Below are 22,970 nucleotides of genomic sequence, written 5' to 3' on the forward strand. Positions count from 1 at the left end.
GGCAGCCGCTCAGTGGCGGTGGCCCTCGGTGCTCTCGGAGGGCGCCGTCTCCTCCGACGACCGGGTGACGCCGTCCGTCGTCCCGGCCCTGACGGTGAAGGCGGCCGTGCGGACGGTGCCGTGGTGCCGGAAGTCCAGGAAGAGGCGGTAGGTGCCGGAACTGGGCGCGGTGGCGCCGAAGGACACGACGGGGCCCGGCGCGGTCCTGCCGTCGCCGGGTTCGCCGTCGGGGTGCACGTGCAGGTAGGCCATGTCACCCGAGCGCAGGGCGACGAGATGGCCGTACGCGCCGAGGTAGGGCTGCAGGTCCGGGACGGGGCGGCCGTTCCTCCTGACCTCGAAATCGAGCGCTCCCGGCCTGCCCGGCCGCAGGTCGCCGTCGAGCGTGACGGTGTAGCCGTCGACCGTGGTGGTGCGGGACGGCTCGGGCGGCTCGGCCGGCCGGTAGGCACCGGAGGCCGCGAGGTCGGCGCCGAGGGTGAGGTTTCCGGCTCCCTTCGCCGCGGGGGTGAAGTCGGCGAAGACCCGGTAGGCGCCCGCGGCGGGCAGGTCGACCGGGGTGGACCAGGTGCCGTCCGCGGCCCGGACGGGGTGCAGGTGCCGGTAGGTGGCCAGGTCGCGTGAGGCCACGATCAGGTGCAGCTCCTTGGCGTGCTCGCGCTGGTACGCGGTGAGCCGCTTGCCCGACCGGTCGCGGACGGCGAAGCGCAGTTCGCTGCTCCGCCCGGCCCGCACGGTGGGTGTGTCGAGGTCGAGGGTGTAGCCGGCCTCGGAGACCTGCAGTCCTCCCGCGGCCGGCTCGCCGTCCTCGCGGTCGCCGGGGGCCGCTTCCGCGTGTGCGGAGTGCGTGGCCGGCTCGGCGCCGTCGGTTGCCGGCCCCACGGCGCCGCCGACGCCGTAGGCGGCGGTGAAGGACGCCGCGAGTGCGGCGCCGAACGCGGTGATCTTCACGGCGGTGTTCATGACGGCTCTCCCCTGTCAGGCGGGTCCCAGTGGTGCTCCCAGGGCGAGCGTATACCCCCGTGGGGTATCTGGAAAGCGCGGCGAGCTGCTTGTGGAAGGTACGGGGGAGGGGTATATCTTGGACGGCATCCCAGGTACCCCTGGGGGGTATATGTCGGGGAGTAGCGATGACTGTCACCGTGGCCGGGACGGAGAACCGGGTCGAACTCGCGATCGGCGGGATGACCTGCGCCTCGTGCGCCGCCAGGATCGAGAGGAAGCTCAACCGGATGGAGGGGGTCGATGCCGTCGTCAACTACGCCACCGAGAAGGCGAGGGTCGCGTACCGCGGCGAGTCGGTGTCCGTGGCGGACCTGATCGCCGCCGTGGAGGCCGCCGGCTACACCGCCACCGAACCGGACCCGCCGCGCACGGGCGTGGCGCCCGACGCCACCGCGCCGGCCGGTGCCGACGAACTGCGGCCGCTGCGGCAGCGGCTGATCACCGCCGTGGTGCTCGCGGTCCCGGTCGTCGCGATGGCGATGATCCCGGCCCTGCAGTTCACCTCCTGGCAGTGGCTCAGCCTCACCCTCGCCGCCCCCGTGGTCACCTATGCCGCCTGGCCCTTCCACCGTGCCGCCTGGACCAACGCCCGCCACGGCGCCGCCACCATGGACACGCTCGTCTCGGTGGGTACGTCGGCCGCCTTCGGATGGTCGCTGTGGGCGCTGTTCCTCGGTTCCGCCGGCACCCCCGGCATGACCCACCCCTTCGAGCTCACCATCGCCCGCGTCGACGGGGCCGGGAACATCTATCTGGAGGCGGCCGCCGGTGTCACCGCGTTCCTCCTGGCCGGCAGGTACTTCGAGGCACGCTCCAAGCGCCGGGCCGGTGCCGCCCTCAGGACACTGCTGGAGCTGGGGGCCAAGGAGGTCACCGTCCTGCGGGAGGGCCGCGAGCGGCTGATCCCCGTCGGTGAGCTGCGCGCCGGGGACCGCTTCGTCGTCCGGCCGGGGGAGAAGATCGCCACCGACGGCGTCGTCGTCGAGGGCGCCTCGGCGGTGGACGCCTCCCTGCTGACCGGCGAATCGGTGCCGGTCGAGACCGGTGTCGGTGACGCGGTCACGGGGGCCGCCCTGAACGCCGGTGGCCGACTGGTCGTCGAGGCCACCCGCGTCGGCGCCGACACCCAACTGGCCCGCATGGCCCGGCTGGTGGAGGACGCGCAGAGCGGAAAGGCGGCGGCCCAGCGCCTGGCCGACCGGATCTCCGCCGTGTTCGTGCCCGTCGTCATCGCCCTCGCGCTCGGCACCCTCGGCTTCTGGCTGGGCAGCGGGGCCGGCCTCACGGCCGCGTTCACCGCGGCGGTGGCCGTCCTGGTCATCGCCTGCCCCTGTGCCCTGGGCCTGGCGACCCCCACCGCGCTCATGGTCGGCACGGGGCGCGGCGCGCAGTTGGGCATTCTGATCAAGGGTCCCGAGATGCTGGAGACCACCCGCGGGGTCGACACGATCCTCCTGGACAAGACCGGCACCGTCACCACCGGGCGGATGACGCTGCTCGCCGTCCACACCGCCGACGGGGCCGACGAGGCCGAGGTGCTGCGGCTTGCGGGAGCCCTGGAGCACGCCTCGGAGCATCCCGTCGCCCGGGCCGTCGTCGCCGCGGCGACCGAGCGGGACCTCGCCCTGCCCGTCCCGGAGGATTTCGCGGGCATCGCCGGACTGGGGGTGCAGGGCGTCGTGGACGGACACGCCGTCCTCGCCGGCCGCGTCCGCCTCCTGCGGGAGAGGGCGGTGAGCCTGCCCGCCGGACTGGAGCGCGCCGCGGCCGGGGCCGAGGCCGCCGGGCGCACCGCGGTCGTGGTCGCCTGGGACGGGGAGGCCCGCGCGGTCCTGGAGGTCGCCGACGCGGTCAAGGAGACCAGTGCCGAGGCCGTCCGGCGGCTGCGCGGCCTCGGCCTCACGCCGGTGCTGCTGACCGGGGACAACAGGACGGTCGCCGCGTCCGTGGCGGCCGAGGTCGGCATCGACGAGGTGATCGCGGAGGTCATGCCCGAGGACAAGGCCGGTGTCGTCGAGCGCCTTCAGGGCCAAGGCCGCAGCGTCGCCATGGTCGGGGACGGCGTCAACGACGCCGCCGCCCTGGCCCGGGCCGACCTCGGCCTCGCGATGGGCACCGGCACCGACGCGGCCATCGAGGCCGCCGATCTCACCCTCGTCCGCGGCGACCTGCGGGCGGCGGCCGACGCGATCCGGCTGGCCCGCAGGACCCTGCGCACCATCAGGTCCAACCTGTTCTGGGCCTTCGCCTACAACGTCGCCGCCCTGCCGCTCGCCGCGGCGGGCCTGCTCAATCCGATGATCGCCGGAGCCGCCATGGCGCTCTCCTCGGTCTTCGTGGTCGGCAACTCCCTGCGGCTGCGCGGCTTCCGGGCCCTCGCCTGACGGCGTCCGCACCGCCTCCGGTGCGAGGCGTCACCCGGACCGGGGTGACGCCTCGCCGCGTCGCGCGTCCCCCCTGTCGCTTCTGGGTGTTCTGCCCGTTTTGCCTGCAAAGCGGCCAACTAGCAATGAATTAGGGCCTGGTGGCGTGCGGTCGAGTGAGCAGCGTCATAACGGTGACAATGCGTGGCGTTCCGGGATTCTCAAATCCGCAGCATTTCCGGGGGGATTACGGACCAGGAAAGATCGCCTATCCACGGACAGTGACCGCCAATTCGGGCATGGATCAAGAAAGGGGTGTGCACAGAAACCCCACAAGCTTGTCGACGCACTCTCATGTCGCTTACGTTCACCCTCACTCCGGACGGACGCCCAATCCTGCCGCCGCCCGGAATCCCGCACACTCACCCGTACACGGCAGGAGCGGGGGACCCACAGGCACGACGCCTGTTCCGGTCTCCGGAACAGGCTTGGGGTAAAGCCGCGCGCAACGCGGCCGGGCATCTCCAGCTCGCACCCGACAGCTCACCTCGCAGGCGCCGGAGAGGAATTCGCCATGCCCGCCAAGGGTAAGCACCGCCGTCCGAAGTCCCTGCGCTTCTCCCGCACCATCGCCGTCGCCGGAACCGGTGGCGCCGCGCTCGCGCTGCCCTTGATGGGAGCCGCCGGCGCCCACGCCGCCACCCCGACGGCCGCCGTCTCCTCCGCCGCGGAGAAGACCGTCGCCTCCGCTCCCGTCGCCGCCCAGAAGGCCACGACGAAGACGTACGCGGTGAAGTCCGGCGACTCCCTCGCGAAGATCGCTGACGAGCAGCACGTCAGCGGCGGCTGGAAGAAGCTCTACGCCGACAACCGCAAGGTCATCGGCGGCGACCCCGCGCTGATCCACCCCGGCCTGAAGCTGACCCTCGGCGGCAAGGCCGCGGCCAAGGCCGCCCCGTCGTCCGGCACGAGCACCCAGACGACCAAGACCCAGGCCGCTCCGGCCGCCAACACCTCCGGCTACACGCTGCCCGTCGAGGGCGCCACGGTCGGCACCTCCTACAGGACCGCGGGCAGCATGTGGTCCAGCGGCTACCACACCGGCGTCGACTTCGTGGTCCCGACCGGCACCTCCATCAAGTCCGTGGGCCCGGGCACCGTCGTCTCGGCCGGCTGGGGCGGCGCCTACGGCAACCAGGTCGTCATCCGGCACACCGACGGCCAGTACTCCCAGTACGCCCACATGTCCTCGCTGTCCGTCTCGGCCGGGCAGACCGTGACCGGCGGCCAGCAGATAGGCCTGTCCGGCGCGACCGGCAACGTCACCGGACCGCACCTGCACTTCGAGATCCGCACCAGCCCGGACTACGGCTCGGACGTGGACCCGATCGCGTACCTCCGCGCGCACGGCGTCTCCATCGGCTGACGCCCGCACCGCCGCCGAAGGCCGGACCCCCGATCCCCGGGGTCCGGCCTTCGGCGTGCCACGCGTGCGCGGGCGTTGAGGCTCGTCAACCGCCCCTGTACGGCGCCTTATTCCGGGATTGACCAATACTTGACGAGTGGCTTATCTCACCGCCCGTCAACCCCTTCCTACGGTCGCGTAGCTCACATCGCACGGTGAATCATGGGCCGATGTGGCAGACGATTCGAAGAGTGACAACAGAGCAGTGATCGGGTCGTACGTGGCGGTGGGGGACAGCTTCACCGAGGGCGTCGGCGATCCCGGTCCGGACGGGGCCTTCGTCGGCTGGGCCGACCGGTTCGCGGTGCTGCTCGCCGACCGGCGCCCCGAGGGCGACTTCGGCTACACCAATCTCGCCGTACGCGGGAAGCTGCTGGACCAGATCGTCGAGAGCCAGCTCCAGCAGGCCAAGGCGCTGGCCCCGGACCTGGTCTCCTTCTGCGCGGGCGGCAACGACATCATCCGGCCGGGCACCGACCCCGACGAGGTCGCCGAGCGCTTCGAGCGGGCGGTCGCCGACCTCACGTCGGCCGTCGGCACCGTCCTCGTGACCACCGGGTTCGACACCCGCGGCGTGCCCGTGCTCAAGCATCTGCGCGGCAAGATCGCCACGTACAACGGGCATGTGCGGGCGATCGCCGACCGCTACGGCTGCCCGGTGCTCGACCTGTGGTCCCTGAGGACCATCCAGGACCGGCGTGCCTGGGACGGCGACCGGCTGCATCTCTCGCCCGAGGGCCACACCCGGGTCGCCCTGCGGGCCGGCCAGGTCCTCGGCCTGGAGGTCCCGGCGGACCCCGACCAGCCCTGGCCGCCGCTGCCGCCGCGGGGCACCTTCGAGATGCGCCGCGACAACATCCAGTGGGCCCGGGAGTATCTGGTGCCGTGGATCGGACGCCGGCTGCGCGGCGAGTCCTCCGGGGACCACGTGGCGGCCAAGGGCAGCCTGTCGCCGGACGACATCAAGCTGCGGATCGCACCGGCGGTGTGAGGGGCGGCGGGCCGGGGTCCCGGTGACTCCGGTGCCGGCCCGGCGTGTGCGAGGTCGGCCGGGGTGTGGTCCTTTCGCAGTGCGGCGCCGAGCCGTGCCGAGCAGCGCCCCAGCCGGGCCGTACCGCGCCGAGCCGGGTCCGAGCCGGTCCCGTCCGATCCGCTCGTCCGGGGTCGGACGGGCGGAGGTGGCCGGGCAGGGACGGGGGGGCCGGTGTTCTCGGCTGCCGGGGTTCAGCCGGGCGGGGAAGTCAGCGCCTCGCGCTCCAGGCCCAGTTCGCGTGCGAGGGCCTCGTCCACCCAGGCCCGGGTGCGCGCCCGCGACACCGCACCGGGGTACGCGGTCATCTGCACGGCGAGACCGTCCAGCAGGGCGGTGAGCCGCAGGGCCGCGCCCATGGCGTCCGGGCACCGGAACTCGCCCGCGGCCACGCCCTCCGCGATCACCTCGGCGATCGCGGCCTTCCACTGCCGGTCGAGATCCTGGGTGACCTCCCGCAGACCCGGCTCGCGCAGGGCCACGGCCCAGCCCTCGATCCACAGCCGCCAACCCTTGGCCTGCCCGGTCGGCGCGTACCAGCGGACCGCCGCGCGCAGCCGCTTCAGCGCCGAGGTGCGGCGGCCCAGCAGTTTGCGCAGCCGGGCGAGATCGTCCTCGGCGGCGAACGTGAACGCCTCGGCGACCAGCTTCTCCTTGGTCGAGAAGTGGTACAGGACCAGCGCGTTGCTGACGCCGAGCGCCGTGGCCACGTCGGCGATGCGCACCGCCGCCACGCCGCGCTCCTCGATCTGCCCGATGGCAGCCCGCAGCAGCTCCTCCCGCCGCTGGACCACACTCAACCGCACTCTCGCCACGCGGCAACCCTAATCCGTCGCCCGGGACACGGCGGACACGGACCCTGGCCCGGAGGCGGGCGGCGGACCGCCGTCCGGGACGCAACGCCCGGCCGTCACCGGTACCAGCCGAACCGTTCCGCGATGACCGGCAGCCGGTCGGCGACGATGGCGTGGGCCGCGGCCCGGGGCGTCGTGCCGTCCGCCTCCGCGCGGTCCAGCATCAGCCCGACGAGGGCGCGCATCGAGCGCCGGGTGTGCGCGAACGCCTCGCCCGCGTCCGGGCCGATGTCGCCGAACAGCGTCCACCACCACCAGGCGTTCGTACCGGAGTTGACCACCACATCGGGCAGCACGGTGACCCCGCGCGCGGCGAGCAGTTCCTCGGCCTCGGGCAGGACGGGCATGTTGGCGGCCTCCACGATCCAACGGGCCGTGACCCGGTCCTGGTTGACGCAGTCGATCGCATACGACACGGCCGCCGGGACCAGCACCTCGGCGTCGGTGAACAGCCAGGCGTCACCGGGCAGTTCGCGGTCCTGCGGACGCAGCGCACCGCGGTCGACCCTCCCGTGCGCGTCCCGCGCGGCCAGCAGGGCGTCGACGTCGAGTCCCCGGGGGTTGGCGATGGTGCCCTTGACGTCGGCGACCGCCACGACGGTGAGCCCCGCGCGGGCGAGGAACCGCGTCGTGGCCCCGCCCATGGTGCCCAGGCCCTGCACGGACACCCGGGTCCCGGGGTACGGCACGCCGGCCCGGTCCAGCGCCGCGAGCACGGACTCGGCGACACCGCAGCCGCCGGCCAGTTCGTCGAGCCCGATGCCGTCCACCTCGACCGCGAACGCCTCCGCGAGCCGGCGGCGGGCCGCCGTCTCGTCGTCGAGCAGCGGGTACACCGCCTGGATGGAGGAGACGAGCCCCGCCTCGGCCGCCGCCCGGTCGATCACGTCCTGGCCGAGCCCGAGGTCCTCGCCGGTGGCCCAGACGTTCTCCAGGTAGGGGCGCATCGCGCGCAGGTACCGCACGAGCACGCCGTACGCCTCCGGGTGCCGGGGGTCGCAGTCGATGCCGCCCTTGGCGCCGCCCAGGGGGATGTAGCGGCCCGTCGGGTCGTAGTGGAGCGCCTCTTTCATGGTCATGCCGCGTGCGAGCCCCGCGACCTCGTCGGCCGTGCACCCCTCCCGCATCCGCAGCCCGCCGCTGGCGACGCCCCGGACCAGCCGGTCGACGACGAGATGGCCGGTGCGTCCGGTGACGTGGTCCGTCCAGGTCAGCTTGATGAGCGGGGCGTCGTCGCGGGCGGTCATACGGGCTCCTGGGGGCGGCGGTCGTCATGGGGCGGGCGGATGCGCGGCGGTCACGGCGTACGGGCGAGGCTGCGCACAGGGGCGACGGCCCGGCCGGGCCGAAACCTCGGCCGGGATCCGCTGGGATGATATCGGCGTGACCCGGTCTACTGAACGGTCGGTCAGTCCGGTGGGCGTGCGGTCCAGGTGCCACGGGCCCCGTCCGCGACGCGTGGGCCGGGCGGGGCCGCGCATCAGGCGGGCTCCGGCGGGCCGCTCCCACGGGTGCCCGACACCGCGTCGTCACCCGTTCGACCCGGGCCGGTCGGACGGGCGGACCATAATGGAAAGCCAGACCGACTCCACCTGGAGGTTGCCGTGACCGGTTCCCGTCCCCTGAGCTCCGGGCTCCGCTCGTTGCGGCCCGCCGCCTTCGGCGCGGATCCGAGCGGCGAGCGCCTCGCGCGCATCCGCAGATCGCCGAACTTCGCCGACGGTGTCTTCAAGAACCCGGAGAGCGCCCGGATCCGCCCCGACGGATCCATGATCGAGTTCGCGAAGGTCTTCTTCCGCCGGGAGGAGCGCGTCCACCGCTCCCCGGCCGCTGCGGTGCCGGTGCACCCCACGACCCTCGCGGACCTCGCCCGGCCGCCGGCGAGCGGACTGCGGATCACCTGGATGGGGCACTCCAGCGTGCTGGCCGAGATCGACGGGCACCGGGTGCTCTTCGACCCGGTCTGGGGCGAGCGCTGCTCCCCGTTCGCGTTCGCCGGGCCCAAGCGGCTGCACCCCGTGCCCCTGCCGCTGGCCGCCCTCGGCCCGGTCGACGTCGTCGTCATCTCGCACGACCACTACGACCACCTCGACATGCCCAGCATCAAGGCCCTGGCCGGCACGGACACGGTGTTCGCGGTGCCGCTCGGCGTCGGCGCGCACCTGGAGCGCTGGGGCGTCTCCGCCGACCGCCTGCGCGAGCTGGACTGGAACGAGTCGGCCAAGGTGGGCGGGCTGTCCCTGACCGCCACCCCGGCGCGGCACTTCTGCGGCCGCGGCCTGCGCAACGTGCAGCACACGCTCTGGGCCTCCTGGGCGGTCGCGGGCGACGAGCACCGCATCTACCACAGCGGCGACACCGGCTACTTCGAGGGTTTCCGGGACATCGGCGCCGAGCACGGCCCGTTCGACCTGACGATGATCCAGGTCGGCGCCTACAGCGAGTTCTGGCCGGACATCCACATGACGCCGGAGGAGGGCATGCGCGCCCACCTGGACCTCCAGGGCGGCGAGCCGGGCGGCGTGATCATGCCGATCCACTGGGCGACGTTCAACCTGGCGACCCACCCCTGGGTGGAGCCCGGCGAGGGGACGATCGGCGCGGGCCGCGCGGCCGGTGCCCGCGTCGCCGTGCCGCAGGTCGGGGAGCCGTTCGAACCCACGGCCGAGACGGTTCCGTCCGAGCCCTGGTGGCGCGGAGTCGCCGTGCAGCCCGAAGGCGGCTGGGGCGCTCCGGCCGAGGCGGCAGCCACCGTCACGAGCACTACGCCGAGTAACCCTCCGGCCAAGTCCACGGAGGGCACCGGCGAGCCGGAGACCGTCTCCGCCGGGTGACCGCGCGGGACGCGGCCGACGGACGGCGAGGGCCGGGGAGCGCACCGCTCCCCGGCCCTCGCCGTTTGTTCGTGACCACTTCCGGCCAGCCCTGATCGGATTCATGGCCGACGGGAACGCATGTCCGAGGTGCTTGTCGGTCTGTCGTACGACGCCTCATACCAGAGCGGGACGCTCTCCGCGGGACTTTGTCAACTGCCCATCGCACCTGATGCGTTGCCGACTACTGTGAGTGGCCGTCGGGCGACGTGGCGTCGATTTCTTCGCTTCGCCGGCCGGCATCGCGATGGCGCACGCCCGAGTCGCGCAGACCCGCGGGGGTCCCGTACCCCCGACGCACCAGTACGAGGACGCCGATGTCTCACCTCCGCGCACCGGCCGCACGCGCAGACCGCCGCGAGGGCGGGCGGCACGGGCGACCGGCCGCCCGCGCCACCCCGCCGCTGCCCGAGACGCACATACGGTCCCAGCTGCTGCGCCTGGCCGTCCTGCCGCCGATCGCGGTCGCCCTCAGTGCCTGCGCCGCCGTGCTGTTCATCGTCCGCACCGCCGGAGCCCGGCCGAGCCCGACCCTGTGGGCCGTCCTCGCCGGAGCCGTCGGCGTGGCCCTCGCCGGGATCGTGATCGCCGCCGTCGCCGCCGACCGGGCCGCCCGGTCCGTACGCGACCGCGTGGGCGCGCTGCGCCGCTCCAGCGCCCGGGGCGAGGCCGACCTGCGCGCCCTCGTCGAGGCCCTGCGCCGCGGCGAGGCGGCGCCCGCGCGCAAGCCGCGCGGCGGGCCTCCCGCGGACGCCGACGAGTTCGAGCTGCTCGCCGCCGACCTGGTCCGCGCCCAGGACGGGGCCGCGGCCGCGGTCGTCCAGGCCGCGCAGCTCTCCAGCCACGCGGGCAGCGAACAGAAGGTCGAGGTCTTCGTCAACCTGGCCCGGCGCCTGCAGTCCCTCGTGCACCGGGAGATCTCCATCCTGGACGAGCTGGAGAACGAGATCGAGGACCCCGATCTGCTCAAGGGCCTCTTCCACGTCGACCACCTGGCCACCCGCATCCGGCGCCACGCCGAGAACCTCGCCGTCCTCGGCGGGGCCGTCTCGCGCCGCCAGTGGAGCAACCCCGTCTCCACGACGGAGGTGCTGCGGTCCGCGATCGCCGAGGTCGAGCAGTACTCACGGGTCAAGCTGGTGCCCCCCATCGACGGCACCCTGCGCGGGCACGCGGTCGCCGACGTCATCCACCTGCTCGCCGAACTCGTCGAGAACGCCACCGTCTTCTCGGCACCCCACACCCAGGTGCTGCTGCGCGCCAGCCTCGTCACCTCGGGCCTGGCCGTCGAGGTCGAGGACCGCGGCCTCGGCATGCCGGTCGCCGAGCAGGACAAGATGAACGCCCTGCTCGCCGACCCCGACCAGGTCAACGTCGCCAGCCTGCTGCAGGACGGACGCATCGGTCTGTTCGTGGTCTCGCAGCTGGCCCGGCGGCACGGCATCCACGTACGGCTCCAGACCAACATCTACGGCGGCGTCCAGGCCGTCCTCGTCGTACCGCAGGCACTGCTGGGGAGGGACCCCGAGATCCCCGGGGCCGTACCCCGCACCCAGCCGTCGGCGGCCCCGGCCCCGCAGCGGCCCGAGCAACTCACGGCCCCGGCCCCGCCGCCCGACCCGCAGGCGCCCCGGCACGCCGCGTCGCCCTCCCTCCCGCGGCAGACGCGGGAAACCCAAGAGCCGCGCCGGGGCGGCCGGCCCGGTCCCGACGCCGCGGGCGGCCCCGCGCCGCTGCCCCTGCGGAGCGCCCGCCGCGAACGGCCCACTCCCGCGGACGCCGTGCCCGGAGTCCGTCCGGAGGACCGGCGGACCGTCGCGGAGAACGCCCACACTCCGCCCACCCCCCGCAACGGCGCGGTACGCGGCACGATGGGCCTGCCGCCCCAACTGCCCCGGCGGAGGGCACAGGAGCACCTCGCGCCCCAGCTCCGGGACGGCCCGGTCACCCCGCCCCGCTCGGACAGCGACCCGCTCGTCGGCCACGACCCCGGTCTGATGGCCGCGTTCCAGCGCGGCATCGGACTCGCCGAGGCCGCCCAGCGGGAGACGGGCCACCTGGAGGGAGCCCACACGGACGCACCGCCCATGCTGGAATCCCTGCACCTGGGCGCGCCGCACACCGACGGGCTGCTCGCCGGCATCCCAGCCGGGGAGGCGCCGCAGCACGCCCTGCCGTACCCCGGCCCGTCGGCCACCGTCCCCGCCTCCCCCTTCGACGAACCCTCCGCGTCCGGCGTACAACACACTCCCGCACCGCACGCCTCGCTCGGCGCGGACCCCCTGAGGTACGTACCGGCCGGTCCCGACGCCCACCGGGAGGGGGCCGCCGCGGAGCACGGCACGGACGGACACCTCATGGGGGACCGGCCCATGGACGCCCACGCCTCACCCGACGCCCCCCACATAGCCGAGGAGCACCCGGCTCACGCGTCCGCGCGGCACGCACCGCAGGGAGCCCGCGAGATCGCGCCCGCGCCCGGACACGACCTCACCACCCGGCACGACGGGAGCGCACCGGCCGGATGACCACCCCAACCCCCACCGCTCCCGCAGACCTGCTTATTCCAAGGAGTCGATCCACCATGGCGAGCGATGCGCCGACCGGTCATGTATCCGACCTCGACTGGCTGATGAGCGGCCTCGTCCAGCGCGTGCCGCACACCACGAGCGCGGTCCTCCTGTCCTGCGACGGCCTCGTGAAGTCGGTCCACGGCCTCGACACGGACAGTGCCGACCACATGGCCGCGCTGGCCTCCGGCCTGTACTCCCTCGGCCGCAGTGCCGGTCACCGCTTCGGCGACGGAGGCGACGTACGCCAGGTCGTCGTCGAACTCGACTCGACGCTGCTGTTCGTCTCCACCGCGGGTTCCGGCACCTGTCTCGCCGTGCTCGCCGGGCGCGAGGCCGACGCGGCGGTGCTCGGATACGAGATGGCGATGCTGGTCAAGAGCGTGCGGCCGTACTTGATGACCGCCCCCCGGCAGGCCGCCGTCGAACCGTCGGCGATGAGGCCTTGAGGGTGGCCGCGGCCGGCGACGAGCCCTGGCTCGACGACGCGGCCGGGCGGCTGGTGCGCCCCTACACGGTCAGCAACGGGCGGACCCGGCCGACGACCTCGCTCGACCTGCTCTCGCAGGTGATGACCACCGGAGCGACCCCCCTCGGCTACCTCGGCCCGGAGCACACCCAGGTACTCGACCTGTGCCGGGGGCCGCTCTCGGTCGCGGAGATCGCCGCGCACCTGAAGCTGCCCGCGGCGGTCACCAAGGTGCTGCTGTCCGACCTCGTCGACTGCGGGGCCCTGACCACGAAGCCGCCCGAGTTCCACCACAACCCCACTGACCGGTCTCTTCTGGAGGCAGTGCTCGATGGACTACGACGACAGCTCTGACCCCTTCCCCACCGCGCTGAAGATCCTGGTGGCGGGCGGGTTCGGGGTGGGCAAGACGACCTTCGTGGGCGCGGTGAGCGAGATCGCGCCACTCAGCACGGAGGAGCTGCTCACCACGGTCAGTGCCGCGACCGACAACCTCGACGGGATCGAGAACAAGGTCGAGACGACCGTGGCGATGGACTTCGGGCGCATCACCCTGGACCCGGAACACGTGCTCTACCTGTTCGGTACGCCCGGACAGGAGCGGTTCTGGTTCATGTGGGACGAGCTGTCCGAAGGCGCGCTCGGCGCGGTGATCCTGGCCGACACCCGCCGTCTGGAGGACTGCTTCGCCGCCGTCGACTTCTTCGAGCAGCGCGGCCTCGGCTTCATCGTCGCGATCAACGAGTTCGACGGCTCGTACCGCTACGACCCGGACGAGGTGCGCGCCGCCATCGACCTCGATCCGGAGGTCCCCGTGGTGCGCTGCGACGCCCGGATCTCCAGCTCCGGCGTGCAGACCCTCCTCACGCTGGTCCGCCACCTCCTCGCCCACGCGCCGACGCGCGCCCCGAGTCACGGAGCCCACACATGAGGTACGACCCGCCGCGGCCGGCAGGTCGTCTGCTGCTGACCCCGGAGGACAAGGACGCGCCGACCAGGGTGCGGCGGCTGCGCCGGCTGGGCCTGGGCGAGCGGGCCGAACCGGCCTTCGACGCGTTCGCGGACCGGCTCGCCGAGGTCGCCGCGGTGCCGTACTCGATGGTCAACTTCATCGACGAGAGACGGCAGTTCTTCGCGGGCCTGCACACTCCCGACGGGACGGGTACGGGCGCTCGGCTGATCACCGCCGTGACCGCGGACGGCGGCACCCGGGGCCTCGGCCGCCATCTGACCCGCGACTACGGCTTCTGCCCCCACGTGGTGGTCCGGCGCAAGGCCCTGGTGCTGGAGGACGTCTGCGACTATCCCCGGTTCGCCGGCAACCCGGTCGTCGACGAGATCGGCATCCGCTCCTACCTCGGCGCCCCGCTCATCGACCGCACGGGCATCGCGCTGGGCACGGTCTGCGTCGTCGACGTCGAGCCCCGCCCGTGGGGCAGAGCGGGCCTGGAGACCATCAAGTCGATGGCGTCGGAACTGGTCGCGCAGATCGAACGCCGGGAGCCCGACGGCATCTGACCCCGGGCCGCTCCGGGGAAGGGCCGCGCAGGGCGTGAAGGAAAGCTGCGGCGGCGGTTAAGAAAACCTCGATGGACCAACGGCGCCGGCGTACGGCAGATTCCTAGGTGATTTCACCCTTCTCCCCGGTACGGGCTCCTTCGGCGTGCCCTGCTCCGGGACCTCACATACGGGAGCCGTTGCGTTGAAGGCGCTGGTCAAGGACAAGGCGGAGCCGGGCCTGCGGCTCATGGACGTACCCGAGCCGTCCATCGGCCCCGGCGACGTGCTGATCAAGGTCCTCAGGACCGGGATCTGCGGCACCGACCTGCACATCCGCAACTGGGACGGCTGGGCGCAGCAGACCATCCGCACCCCGCTCGTCGTCGGCCACGAATTCGCCGGCGAGGTCGTCGGGACCGGCCGTGACGTCGCCGACATCAAGGTGGGCGACCGGGTCAGCGGAGAGGGGCACCTGGTCTGCGGCAAGTGCCGGAACTGTCTCGCCGGCCGGCGCCACCTGTGCCGTGCCACCGTGGGCCTCGGTGTCGGCCGCGACGGCGCGTTCGCCGAGTACGTGGCGCTGCCCGCGGCCAACGTGTGGGTGCACCGGGTGCCCGTGGACCTCGACATCGCCGCGATCTTCGACCCGTTCGGCAACGCCGTGCACACCGCGCTCTCGTTCCCCCTGGTCGGCGAGGACGTCCTGGTCACCGGTGCCGGACCGATCGGCCTGATGGCCGCGGCCGTCGCCCGGCACGCCGGCGCCCGCAACGTCGTCATCACGGACGTCAGCGAGGAGCGTCTGGAGCTCGCCCGCAAGATCGGCGTGAGCCTCGCCCTGAACGTCCGGGAGGCGACCATCGCCGACGGCCAGCGCGAGCTCGGTCTGCGCGAGGGCTTCGACATCGGCCTGGAGATGTCCGGCCGCCCCGAGGCGATGCGCGACATGATCGCCAACATGACGCACGGCGGACGGATCGCCATGCTCGGGCTGCCCGCCGAGGAGTTCCCCGTCGACTGGTCCCGGATCGTGACGTCCATGATCACCATCAAGGGCATCTACGGCCGGGAGATGTTCGAGACCTGGTACGCGATGTCGGTCCTGCTCGAAGGCGGCCTCGACCTCGCTCCCGTCATCACCGGGCGGTACGGATACCGCGACTTCGAGGCGGCCTTCGCGGACGCGGCAAGCGGCCGCGGCGGCAAGGTCATCCTCGACTGGACCGCGTAACCCCCTTACCGCGCAAGCATTTCAGGAGCCCTTCATGTTCACCTCCGTACGCGACGACCTCCGCGCCACCCTCGACGAGATCCGCGCCGCCGGACTGCACAAGCCCGAGCGCGTCATCGGCACCCCGCAGTCCGCGACCGTCGCCGTCACCGCGGGCGGCCGCCCCGGTGAGGTCCTCAACTTCTGTGCGAACAACTACCTCGGCCTCGCCGACCACCCCGAGGTCGTCGCCGCCGCCCACGAGGCCCTCGACCGCTGGGGCTACGGCATGGCCTCCGTGCGCTTCATCTGCGGTACGCAGGAGGTGCACAAGGAGCTGGAGCAGCGCCTGTCCGCGTTCCTCGGCCAGGAGGACACGATCCTGTACTCCTCCTGCTTCGACGCCAACGGCGGTGTCTTCGAGACGCTGCTCGGCGAGGAGGACGCGGTGATCTCCGACGCCCTGAACCACGCGTCGATCATCGACGGCATCCGGCTGTCCAAGGCCCGCCGCTTCCGGTACGCCAACCGCGACCTCGCCGACCTGGAGCAGAAGCTCAAGGAGGCGTCCGGCGCCCGGCGCCGCCTCGTCGTCACCGACGGCGTGTTCTCCATGGACGGCTACGTGGCGCCCCTGCGCGAGATCTGCGACCTCGCCGACCGCTACGACGCCATGGTCATGGTCGACGACTCGCACGCCGTCGGCTTCGTCGGCCCCGGCGGCCGCGGCACCCCCGAGCTGCACGGCGTCATGGACCGCGTCGACATCATCACCGGCACCCTCGGCAAGGCGCTCGGCGGCGCGTCCGGCGGTTACGTGGCCGCCCGTGCCGAGATCGTCGCGCTGCTGCGCCAGCGCTCGCGCCCGTACCTCTTCTCCAACACGCTCGCCCCGGTGATCGCGGCGGCCTCCCTGAAGGTCCTCGACCTCCTGGAGTCGGCCGGTGACCTGCGCGAGAAGCTCGCCGCCAACACGGCGCTGTTCCGCTCCCGGATGACGGCCGAGGGCTTCGACGTCCTGCCCGGCGACCACGCCATCGCCCCCGTCATGATCGGCGACGCGGCCGTCGCCGGACGGCTGGCCGAGCTGCTGCTGGAGCGGGGGGTGTATGTGATCGGGTTCTCGTACCCGGTGGTCCCGCAGGGCCAGGCCCGGATCCGGGTGCAGCTGTCCGCCGCCCACTCGACCGAGGACGTGAACCGGGCCGTCGACGCGTTCGTCGCCGCCCGCGCCGAGCTGGGCGTCTGAGCGAGGGACGTACCGGTTCGCTCGACCTGAGAGAATCGGTCGCATGATCGAGGCGCGGCGGCTCCACATCCTCCGTGCGGTGGCGGACCACCGTACGGTCACGGCGGCTGCCGCCGCGCTCTACCTGACCCCTTCGGCCGTGTCGCAGCAGTTGGCGGCCCTGGAACAGGAGACGGGCCACCGGCTCGTCGAGCGCGGCGCTCGTGGGGTGCGCCTGACTCCCGCCGGCGAGATCCTGCTCACGCACACCAACGAGGTCCTCGCCCAGCTGGAGCGGGCGGAGGCCGAGCTGGCGGCGTACAGCTCGGGCGCCGCGGGCACGGTCACCGTCGCCGCCTTCGCGACCGGCATCGGTCTGGTCGTGGCCCCGGCGCTGGCCCGTCTGGCGCTCACGGCCCCCGGTATCCGCCTCCGGGTGCAGGACGCCGAGGGCGACGCGAGCCTGCCCATGGTCCTGGACCGGCAGGTCGACGTCGCGGTGGCCGTCGAGTACCGGGGCGCGCCCGCCGCCGACGACCCGCGGCTCACCCACGTCCCGCTGTACGCCGAGCCCTTCGACGCGGTCGTCCCGGTCGCCCACCGGCTGGCCGACGCCCGGGAGGTGCCGCTCGCCGAGCTCGCCAAGGACCCCTGGATCGGCCCCTACCCCGGCAACCCCTGCCACGACGTGGTCGTCCTGGCCTGCGAGAACGCCGGGTTCCAGCCCCGCCTGGAACACTCCTCGGACGACTTCCGGGCCGTCGTCGCCCTCGCCTCGGCCGACGCCGGGGTCGCCCTGGTGCCCCGCTCGGCCCTGCGCGGCATGGACCTCACGGGCGTGGTGGTGCGCCCCGTCGACGGCACCGCCCCGACCCGCCGCGTCTTCGCCGCCGTCCGCCGCGGCGCGGAGGGCCACCCGCTGATCCGGCCGGTGCTGGACGCGCTGTCGCAGGCCGCGACGGCGTAGCGGCCGGAAGGGCATCGACCGTCTCTCATATTTGGGATAACATCCCAAATATGAGAGACCATGCGGGCGACGCCGCCGACGCCCGGCTCGCCACCAGGCTGGCCGAGCTGCGGTCCGAACACGGCTGGTCCCTGGGGGAGCTGGCGGAGCGCAGCGGCGTGAGCCGCTCGACGCTCTCGCGGGCCGAGCGCGCGGAGATCAGTCCCACCGCGTCGCTGCTGAACCGCCTGTGCGGGGTGTACGGACGCACGATGTCCCAGCTGCTCAGCGAGGTCGAGGCGGCACCCGACCCGGTCGTACGGGCCGCCGACCAGGCGGTCTGGCAGGACGCCGCCTCCGGGTTCGTCCGCCGCTCGGTGTCCCCGCCGCATGCCGGCCTGCGCGGTGAACTCGTCGAGGGCCGGCTCGCGGCCGGCGCCGACATCGCGTACGACCGGCCGCCCGTGCCCGGTCTGGAACAGCACATCTGGGTCCTGGCCGGCGCCCTCGACGTCACCGCCCAGGACGTCGAGCACCGCCTCGCCACGGGTGACTGCCTCCGGATGCGGGTCTGGGGGCCGACGCGCTTCCGCTGCCCCGGCCCGGAGGACGTGCGGTACGCGCTGGCGGTGGTGCTGCCGTGACCGTCCGCCGCCTGACCGCGGAGCAACTGCGCGCGAGCGCGGACGCATTGGCGGAGCTGCTGGTCGACACCGTGGACGGCGGGGCCTCCGTCGGGTTCCTCGCACCGCTCGGCCGTGCCGCGGCCGTCGCCTGGTGGCAGGCTCGCGCGGACGCGGTCGCCGCCGGTGAGGCCGCCGTCTGGGTGACACGGGCCGGGGGCCGGGTGACCGGCACCGTCGGTCTCGTCTTCCCCGGCCTGCCCAACGGCCGCCATCGCGCCGAACTGGTGAAGCTGATGGTGCACCGGGACGGGCGGGGGCAGGGCCTCGGGCGCAGGCTCCTGGCCACCGCCGAGCACGCGGCGGCCGAGGCGGGCGTGACACTGCTCCACCTCGACACCGAGACCGGCAGCCCGGCCGAGTCCCTCTACCGTTCCGCCGGTTGGACCCGGGCCGGCGGGATACCCGACTACGCGGCGACACCCCAGGGCGTGCTGCACGGCACGACGATCTTCTACAAACACCTGGGACCTCCCGTTTCACCCGGCTGACGTCCGGGCGGGAGATTGTCAGTGGCATTGGCTACGGTGCGGTCCATGCCGGATGCCGAAGACGTACGCCGAATCGCCCTCTCCCTGCCGGACACGACGGAGAAGACCGCCTGGAGCATGCCCACGTTCCGGGTCGCGGGCAAGATGTTCGCCACGCTGCCCGAGAACGAGACCTCGATCGCCGTGCGCTGCCCCAAGGAGGAGCGCGACGAACTGGCCCTGGCCGAGCCGGAGAAGTTCTGGATCGCCGACCACGAGGCGAACTTCGCCTGGGTCCGCGCCCGTCTCGCCGCGCTGGACGACGAGGACGAGCTCCGCGACATCCTCACCGACTCCTGGCGCCAGGCGGCCCCGCCCCGACTCCTCGACTCCCACCCGGAGTTGAGCCACCCGGCCACCGGCTGACCCGGGCCCGCACGCTCACCCGCGCACCGCGGCGGCCGCACCCAGGAACCCGTCGATCCGCTCGCGCAACGCCCCGGCGTCGAGTCCGTGGGCGGCCACGTGTTCGTCGATGCCGCCGTAGCGGCGCAGTTCGCGGCGTCCGACACCCAGGCCGAGGACCCGGTGCGGCAGGTCGGCGAGTGCGTCGTTGGCCGCGGCCGTCGACGTGCCCGCCAGATACGGCTCGACCAGGACGACATCGGCGGCCGCCGTCCCCACGGCCCGTCGCAGTCCCGCCGCGTCGAACGGCCGGACGGTGGCCGCGTACAGCACCGTCACGTCGAGCCCGTCCGTCGCGTCGAGCACGGCGTCGAGCATCGGCCCCACGGCGACCACGACACCGGCACGTCCCTCCCTGAGCGTGAGGAGCCGTGCCCCGTCGACGGCCAGCGGCTCCGCGTTCGCCTGCACGGACAGCCGGACGTAGACCTTGTCGTCCCCGGCGGCGACCGCGTGCCGCAGCAGTGTCTCCGCCTCGTCCGGATGGCCGGGGACGTGCACGGTCCAGCCGTCCAGCGTGTCGAGCAGGGCGACGTCGCCGGGCGACATGTGCGTGAAGCCGCCGGCAGGCCAGTCGAAGGAGGCGGCGGCGCTGACGAGGACCGCGCCGGCGTCCTGGTGCCCGAGATCGAGTTTGATCTGCTCGAACGGCCGCTCCACCAGGAAGCTCGCGAAGGTGTGCACGACGGGACGCAGCCCGGTGAGCGCGAGACCCGCGGCGGTTCCCACGAGGAGCTGCTCGCGGATGCCGACGTTGATCACCCGGTCCGGGTGCCTGCGCCGGGCCTCCGCGAAGCCGTCCTTGCCGATCTCCGCGAGGACGACCGCGACCCGCGGCTCCTCGTCGAGGAGCCGGGAGACGACCGGGGCGAAGCGGTCACGCATGGTGTGGGTGTCCATGGGCTGGGTGTCCTTCCAGGAAGCCGGACGGGCCGCGCGACGTCGGACGTGCGGGCTCGGAGAGGGGGAGAGGTGAGGGTTGTCAGCGGTGCGGCCGGGCCGGTTCACGCGTCCTTGGGCTCCACTCGCGCGACGACCACCCGGGGCCGTCCCGGGTGCGGCGCGACGTACGCGGCGTGCAGCGCCTCGTGATCACGGCCGTCCACGGTCTCCGTGGACCACCCGGCGGCGGCGAAGCGGGCCGCGATGCCGCCCGGCCGGGCGTGACTGGCCGAGGAGTTGTCGATGACGACGGTGTGCAGCCGGTCGAGCCCGGCGGGGCCGGCGTACGCGATGGCCTCGTGGTTGCTGCCCTCGTCCAGCTCGGCGTCCCCGACCAGCACCCAGACCCGCGGTCCGGCGAGCCCCCGGGCGCGCAGCCCGAGCGCCGTGCCGACGGCGATCGGCAGGCCGTGTCCGAGCGAGCCGCTGCCGATCTCCGCGCCCGGCACCAGCACGCGGTCCGGGTGGTGCCCCAGCGGCGAGGCGTACGAGCCGAAGCCCGGCAGCCAGTCGACGGGCACGAAGCCCTTGGCGGCGAGGACGGCGTAGTACGCCATCGGTCCGTGCCCCTTGGACAGCAGGAAACGGTCCCGCCCCGGATCGTCCATCCGCTCCGGGCTCACGCGCAGGACCCGGTCGTAGAGCACCCACAGCGCGTCCAGGGTGGACGTCGCCGCGGGTCCGTGCTTCTCGTCCCCCGTCATCAGCCCCATGAGCCCGGGGAGGTCCTCGTACCGGTACCGCGTGTGCGCGCGTTCTGCTGTGATCGTCATGCCGTCGATCGTGCAACCTCAAGCAAACTTGAGGTCAAGTGACTCGGACGGGACGGTCGGCGGGGTGGCCCCGGTCCCGTCGGACGACGCGTCCCGCCGCGCCCGTGGCCGAGCGTCGCCCGCCGAAAAGCGGGGCGCGGTCACGGGTCCGAGTGCGGTATTGTTTCCGTGCACGTTCGGCCCGGGGAAACCCCAGGTCAGACGGGCACCGGGACGTGGCGCAGCTTGGTAGCGCACTTGACTGGGGGTCAAGGGGTCGCAGGTTCAAATCCTGTCGTCCCGACTCTGCCGAAACGCAGGTCGGAGGCCGTTCTCTCATCCGAGAGGGCGGCCTTTCGTGTATCCCCGGGAGTGCGGGCCGCGGTGATGCAGGCCGCGGGAGTGCCGACAGCGGGAGGTCGGGGAGGGCCGGCCGTCGCGCCCCGGTCGGACGCGACGGCGCGCGGCGCGGCGGGCGCGACGGCGCGGCGGACTGCGTCGGGCGTGAGTGACCGACGGCCCGCCCCCGTCACGCGCTCGCCGCGTCCCGGAGCTCGCGCTTGAGGATCTTCCCGGTGGCGCCGGTGGGCAGGGACGCGTGGAACTCCACGAGGCGCGGGTACTTGTAGCCCGCCATCCGCTCCTTGCACCAGGCGATCAGTTCCTCCCCGGTGAGCTCCGCCCCCGGCGCGCGGACCACGTAGGCCTTGACCTCCTCGCCCTGGCGGTCGTGCGGGACACCGACCACGGCCGCCATGCTCACGGCGGGGTGGGCGAGCAGCACCTCTTCGATCTCGCGCGGGTAGACGTTGAACCCGCCGCGGATGATCAGGTCCTTGGCCCGGTCCACGATGTAGAGCCATCCGTCGGCGTCCCGCCGGGCCAGGTCACCGGTGCGGAACCAGCCGTTGCGCATCACTTCCGCGGTGGCCTCGGGCCGGTTGTGGTACCCCTTCATGACGTTGTGGCCGCGGACGGCGATCTCGCCGATCGCGTCGGCGCCCCGGACGGGCGCCCAGTCGTCGTCCACCAGGTCCACCTCGACGCCCCAGACGGGGCGTCCGATCGAGCCCGCGCGGACCTCCTCGCCGCGCGGCGCGAAGGTGGCCACCGGGCTGGTCTCCGACAGCCCGTACCCCTCCATGATGGTGACCCCGAAGCGTTCGCTGAACCTGCGGTGGATCTCGACCGGCAGCGCCGAACCGCCCGACCCCGCCATCCGCAGATTCGCGGCGATCTGCGGCAGATCCACCTCCGGCGCCTCCGCTTCAAGGAGGGCCCAGTACATCGTGGGGACACCCGCGAAGAAAGTGACCCCGTGACGCTGCATCAGGGCCAGGGCGGAGGCCGCGTCGAAGCGCGGCAGCAGGACCAGCGTCGCCCCGGAGGCGAGGCCCGCGTTCATCTGCACGACCTGGCCGAAGGAATGGAAGAGCGGCAGGGTGATCAGGTGGACGTCGTGGTCGACCTCACCGAACAGCTTGTGGCAGGTCAGCACGTTGAGCATCAGGTTGGAGTGGGTGAGTTCCGCACCCTTGGGCCGGCCCGTGGTGCCGGAGGTGTACAGGATGACCGCGGTGTCGTCGGAGCCGGTGGCCGCCGTCTCGAAGTCCGCGCTCCGGCCCGCCAGCGCCGCGGTCAGCGTCTCGGCACCCGCGATCGGCGAGTCCTCCGCGGGGGCGGCGGTCATCAGGAAGAAGTCCCGGCAGCCGGGGGTCTCGCCGAATGCGGCCCAGCCCTCCTGCCCCATCGGCAGATCCGCGCCGCCCTCGAAGCAGAAGTACGCCCGCGCGTCGGAGTCGGCCAGGTGATAGGCGATCTCCCGGCCCTTGAGCAGCACGTTGAGCGGGACGACCACCGCACCGGCCTTGAGGATGCCGTAGTAGACGATCGGGAACCACGGGACGTTCGGACACGACAGCGCGACCTTGTCGCCCGGGCCGATGCCCCGCGCGTGCAGCAGGCCGGCCACGCGGCGGGCGGCGGCGTCCAGTTCGGCGTACGTCATCCGCTGGACGCCGAGGACGACCGCCGTCCGCCCGGGCACGGTGCGGGCGCTGTTCTCCAGCAGGGTGGCGAGATTGAGCATGGGGTCTCCGTGGGTCTGCGGTGGATACGGGAACGGCCGGACGGGCCCCGGGGCGG

The 22,970-nt window shown here is 73.2% G+C and carries 21 protein-coding genes, 1 tRNA gene and 1 riboswitch; of the genes, 16 read left to right on the top strand and 6 right to left on the bottom strand.

Translation table 11 applies throughout. The features are described from left to right. Window positions 1-9: 9 nt before the first annotated feature. The gene (locus tag ACZ4NT_RS22535; protein ID WP_467727169.1) at window positions 10-963 is read right to left on the bottom strand and encodes a hypothetical protein; all 954 of its coding nucleotides are present in this window, start codon (window positions 961-963) and stop codon (window positions 10-12) included. 167 nt (window positions 964-1,130) lie between these two features. Here ACZ4NT_RS22535 and ACZ4NT_RS22540 point away from each other — a divergent pair, with 167 nt between their 5' ends. The 3 genes from ACZ4NT_RS22540 (at window position 1,131) to ACZ4NT_RS22550 (ending at window position 5,824) form a co-directional block, all read left to right on the top strand. Beyond that, window positions 1,131-3,389, top strand: a complete 2,259-nt coding sequence (locus tag ACZ4NT_RS22540; protein WP_467727171.1) for a heavy metal translocating P-type ATPase — start codon at window positions 1,131-1,133, stop codon at window positions 3,387-3,389. Between the two features lie 392 nt (window positions 3,390-3,781). After that, window positions 3,782-3,938: riboswitch (cyclic di-AMP (ydaO/yuaA leader) on the top strand. Window positions 3,939-3,942: 4 nt separating this feature from the next. Then, window positions 3,943-4,794, top strand: a complete 852-nt coding sequence (locus ACZ4NT_RS22545) for a M23 family metallopeptidase (protein WP_467727173.1) — start codon at window positions 3,943-3,945, stop codon at window positions 4,792-4,794. Between the two features lie 244 nt (window positions 4,795-5,038). Then, complete coding sequence (locus ACZ4NT_RS22550) at window positions 5,039-5,824, top strand: SGNH/GDSL hydrolase family protein (protein WP_121407269.1); 786 nt, start codon at window positions 5,039-5,041, stop codon at window positions 5,822-5,824. A 233-nt stretch (window positions 5,825-6,057) separates the two neighbouring features. Here ACZ4NT_RS22550 and ACZ4NT_RS22555 read toward each other — a convergent pair whose 3' ends face one another. Together ACZ4NT_RS22555 and ACZ4NT_RS22560 are read right to left on the bottom strand one after the other, a co-directional pair. Further along, complete coding sequence (locus ACZ4NT_RS22555) at window positions 6,058-6,678, bottom strand: TetR/AcrR family transcriptional regulator (RefSeq protein ID WP_467727175.1); 621 nt, start codon at window positions 6,676-6,678, stop codon at window positions 6,058-6,060. 95 nt (window positions 6,679-6,773) lie between these two features. Then, window positions 6,774-7,964, bottom strand: coding sequence for a Glu/Leu/Phe/Val dehydrogenase dimerization domain-containing protein (locus ACZ4NT_RS22560; RefSeq protein ID WP_467727177.1), 1,191 nt, complete (start codon window positions 7,962-7,964; stop codon window positions 6,774-6,776). Between the two features lie 357 nt (window positions 7,965-8,321). On the opposite strand from ACZ4NT_RS22560, the gene ACZ4NT_RS22565 reads away from it, so the two are divergent. The 12 genes from ACZ4NT_RS22565 to ACZ4NT_RS22620 all read left to right on the top strand — a co-directional run bounded on the left by ACZ4NT_RS22565 (window position 8,322) and on the right by ACZ4NT_RS22620 (window position 19,092). Then, window positions 8,322-9,551 (top strand): MBL fold metallo-hydrolase, encoded by a 1,230-nt coding sequence (locus ACZ4NT_RS22565; RefSeq protein WP_121407272.1) that lies wholly within the window; start codon window positions 8,322-8,324, stop codon window positions 9,549-9,551. Between the two features lie 356 nt (window positions 9,552-9,907). After that, window positions 9,908-12,118 carry a sensor histidine kinase gene (locus ACZ4NT_RS22570; RefSeq protein WP_467727179.1) on the top strand — a complete coding sequence of 737 codons (2,211 nt, stop codon included), beginning with the start codon at window positions 9,908-9,910 and terminating at the stop codon, window positions 12,116-12,118. 56 nt (window positions 12,119-12,174) lie between these two features. Further along, on the top strand, window positions 12,175-12,609 hold the full coding sequence (locus tag ACZ4NT_RS22575; RefSeq protein WP_121407274.1) for a roadblock/LC7 domain-containing protein: 435 nt from the start codon (window positions 12,175-12,177) through the stop codon (window positions 12,607-12,609). A 2-nt stretch (window positions 12,610-12,611) separates the two neighbouring features. Then, entirely contained in the window at window positions 12,612-12,983 is a 372-nt protein-coding gene (locus ACZ4NT_RS22580; protein ID WP_121407275.1) for a DUF742 domain-containing protein, read from the top strand. Then, complete coding sequence (locus tag ACZ4NT_RS22585; RefSeq protein ID WP_121407276.1) at window positions 12,961-13,560, top strand: ATP/GTP-binding protein; 600 nt, start codon at window positions 12,961-12,963, stop codon at window positions 13,558-13,560. Before ACZ4NT_RS22580 ends, ACZ4NT_RS22585 begins: the two co-directional genes overlap by 23 nt. After that, window positions 13,557-14,147, top strand: coding sequence for a GAF domain-containing protein (locus ACZ4NT_RS22590; RefSeq protein WP_121407277.1), 591 nt, complete (start codon window positions 13,557-13,559; stop codon window positions 14,145-14,147). The genes ACZ4NT_RS22585 and ACZ4NT_RS22590 overlap by 4 nt, the downstream gene beginning before the upstream one ends. Window positions 14,148-14,331: 184 nt before the next feature. Further along, entirely contained in the window at window positions 14,332-15,360 is a 1,029-nt protein-coding gene (gene tdh, locus ACZ4NT_RS22595) for an L-threonine 3-dehydrogenase (RefSeq protein ID WP_467727181.1), read from the top strand. Between the two features lie 34 nt (window positions 15,361-15,394). Continuing rightward, a complete protein-coding gene (locus ACZ4NT_RS22600) occupies window positions 15,395-16,588 on the top strand; it encodes a glycine C-acetyltransferase (RefSeq protein WP_121407279.1) in 1,194 nt (397 codons plus the stop codon). A 43-nt stretch (window positions 16,589-16,631) separates the two neighbouring features. Further along, complete coding sequence (locus ACZ4NT_RS22605) at window positions 16,632-17,534, top strand: LysR family transcriptional regulator (protein WP_121407280.1); 903 nt, start codon at window positions 16,632-16,634, stop codon at window positions 17,532-17,534. A gap of 50 nt (window positions 17,535-17,584) precedes the next feature. Then, window positions 17,585-18,157, top strand: coding sequence for a helix-turn-helix domain-containing protein (locus ACZ4NT_RS22610; protein ID WP_467727183.1), 573 nt, complete (start codon window positions 17,585-17,587; stop codon window positions 18,155-18,157). Further along, window positions 18,154-18,687: a GNAT family N-acetyltransferase gene (locus ACZ4NT_RS22615; RefSeq protein ID WP_467727184.1), complete on the top strand. Its 534-nt coding sequence runs from the start codon at window positions 18,154-18,156 to the stop codon at window positions 18,685-18,687. Before ACZ4NT_RS22610 ends, ACZ4NT_RS22615 begins: the two co-directional genes overlap by 4 nt. Window positions 18,688-18,732: 45 nt before the next feature. Beyond that, the gene (locus ACZ4NT_RS22620; RefSeq protein ID WP_183117091.1) at window positions 18,733-19,092 is read left to right on the top strand and encodes an MmcQ/YjbR family DNA-binding protein; all 360 of its coding nucleotides are present in this window, start codon (window positions 18,733-18,735) and stop codon (window positions 19,090-19,092) included. 15 nt (window positions 19,093-19,107) lie between these two features. On the opposite strand, the gene ACZ4NT_RS22625 is transcribed toward ACZ4NT_RS22620, so the two are convergent. Together ACZ4NT_RS22625 and ACZ4NT_RS22630 are read right to left on the bottom strand one after the other, a co-directional pair. Then, complete coding sequence (locus ACZ4NT_RS22625) at window positions 19,108-20,031, bottom strand: transketolase family protein (protein WP_467727186.1); 924 nt, start codon at window positions 20,029-20,031, stop codon at window positions 19,108-19,110. Between the two features lie 104 nt (window positions 20,032-20,135). Further along, window positions 20,136-20,846 carry a transketolase gene (locus tag ACZ4NT_RS22630; protein ID WP_121407285.1) on the bottom strand — a complete coding sequence of 237 codons (711 nt, stop codon included), beginning with the start codon at window positions 20,844-20,846 and terminating at the stop codon, window positions 20,136-20,138. Window positions 20,847-21,055: 209 nt separating this feature from the next. Between ACZ4NT_RS22630 and ACZ4NT_RS22635 the strand changes: the two genes are divergently transcribed. Then, window positions 21,056-21,129, top strand: a tRNA-Pro gene (locus tag ACZ4NT_RS22635). A gap of 225 nt (window positions 21,130-21,354) precedes the next feature. On the opposite strand, the gene ACZ4NT_RS22640 is transcribed toward ACZ4NT_RS22635, so the two are convergent. Continuing rightward, window positions 21,355-22,914, bottom strand: a complete 1,560-nt coding sequence (locus ACZ4NT_RS22640) for a long-chain-fatty-acid--CoA ligase (RefSeq protein WP_467727187.1) — start codon at window positions 22,912-22,914, stop codon at window positions 21,355-21,357. Window positions 22,915-22,970: the final 56 nt, after the last annotated feature.

It is taken from the genome of Streptomyces sp. NPDC026417 (genome assembly GCF_055567695.1).

Bases quoted from the DNA above. Each gene is read 5' to 3' on its own strand.
- ACZ4NT_RS22605 (WP_121407280.1), top strand. From the start codon at position 16,632: ATGATCGAGGCGCGGCGGCTCCACATCCTCCGTGCGGTGGCGGACCAC.
- ACZ4NT_RS22610 (WP_467727183.1), top strand. From the start codon at position 17,585: ATGAGAGACCATGCGGGCGACGCCGCCGACGCCCGGCTCGCCACCAGG.
- ACZ4NT_RS22535 (WP_467727169.1), bottom strand. From the start codon at position 963: ATGAACACCGCCGTGAAGATCACCGCGTTCGGCGCCGCACTCGCGGCG.
- ACZ4NT_RS22570 (WP_467727179.1), top strand. From the start codon at position 9,908: ATGTCTCACCTCCGCGCACCGGCCGCACGCGCAGACCGCCGCGAGGGC.
- ACZ4NT_RS22540 (WP_467727171.1), top strand. From the start codon at position 1,131: ATGACTGTCACCGTGGCCGGGACGGAGAACCGGGTCGAACTCGCGATC.
- ACZ4NT_RS22560 (WP_467727177.1), bottom strand. From the start codon at position 7,964: ATGACCGCCCGCGACGACGCCCCGCTCATCAAGCTGACCTGGACGGAC.
- ACZ4NT_RS22545 (WP_467727173.1), top strand. From the start codon at position 3,943: ATGCCCGCCAAGGGTAAGCACCGCCGTCCGAAGTCCCTGCGCTTCTCC.
- ACZ4NT_RS22640 (WP_467727187.1), bottom strand. From the start codon at position 22,914: ATGCTCAATCTCGCCACCCTGCTGGAGAACAGCGCCCGCACCGTGCCC.
- ACZ4NT_RS22630 (WP_121407285.1), bottom strand. From the start codon at position 20,846: ATGACGATCACAGCAGAACGCGCGCACACGCGGTACCGGTACGAGGAC.
- ACZ4NT_RS22575 (WP_121407274.1), top strand. From the start codon at position 12,175: ATGGCGAGCGATGCGCCGACCGGTCATGTATCCGACCTCGACTGGCTG.
- ACZ4NT_RS22600 (WP_121407279.1), top strand. From the start codon at position 15,395: ATGTTCACCTCCGTACGCGACGACCTCCGCGCCACCCTCGACGAGATC.
- ACZ4NT_RS22590 (WP_121407277.1), top strand. From the start codon at position 13,557: ATGAGGTACGACCCGCCGCGGCCGGCAGGTCGTCTGCTGCTGACCCCG.
- ACZ4NT_RS22620 (WP_183117091.1), top strand. From the start codon at position 18,733: ATGCCGGATGCCGAAGACGTACGCCGAATCGCCCTCTCCCTGCCGGAC.
- ACZ4NT_RS22625 (WP_467727186.1), bottom strand. From the start codon at position 20,031: ATGGACACCCACACCATGCGTGACCGCTTCGCCCCGGTCGTCTCCCGG.
- ACZ4NT_RS22585 (WP_121407276.1), top strand. From the start codon at position 12,961: ATGGACTACGACGACAGCTCTGACCCCTTCCCCACCGCGCTGAAGATC.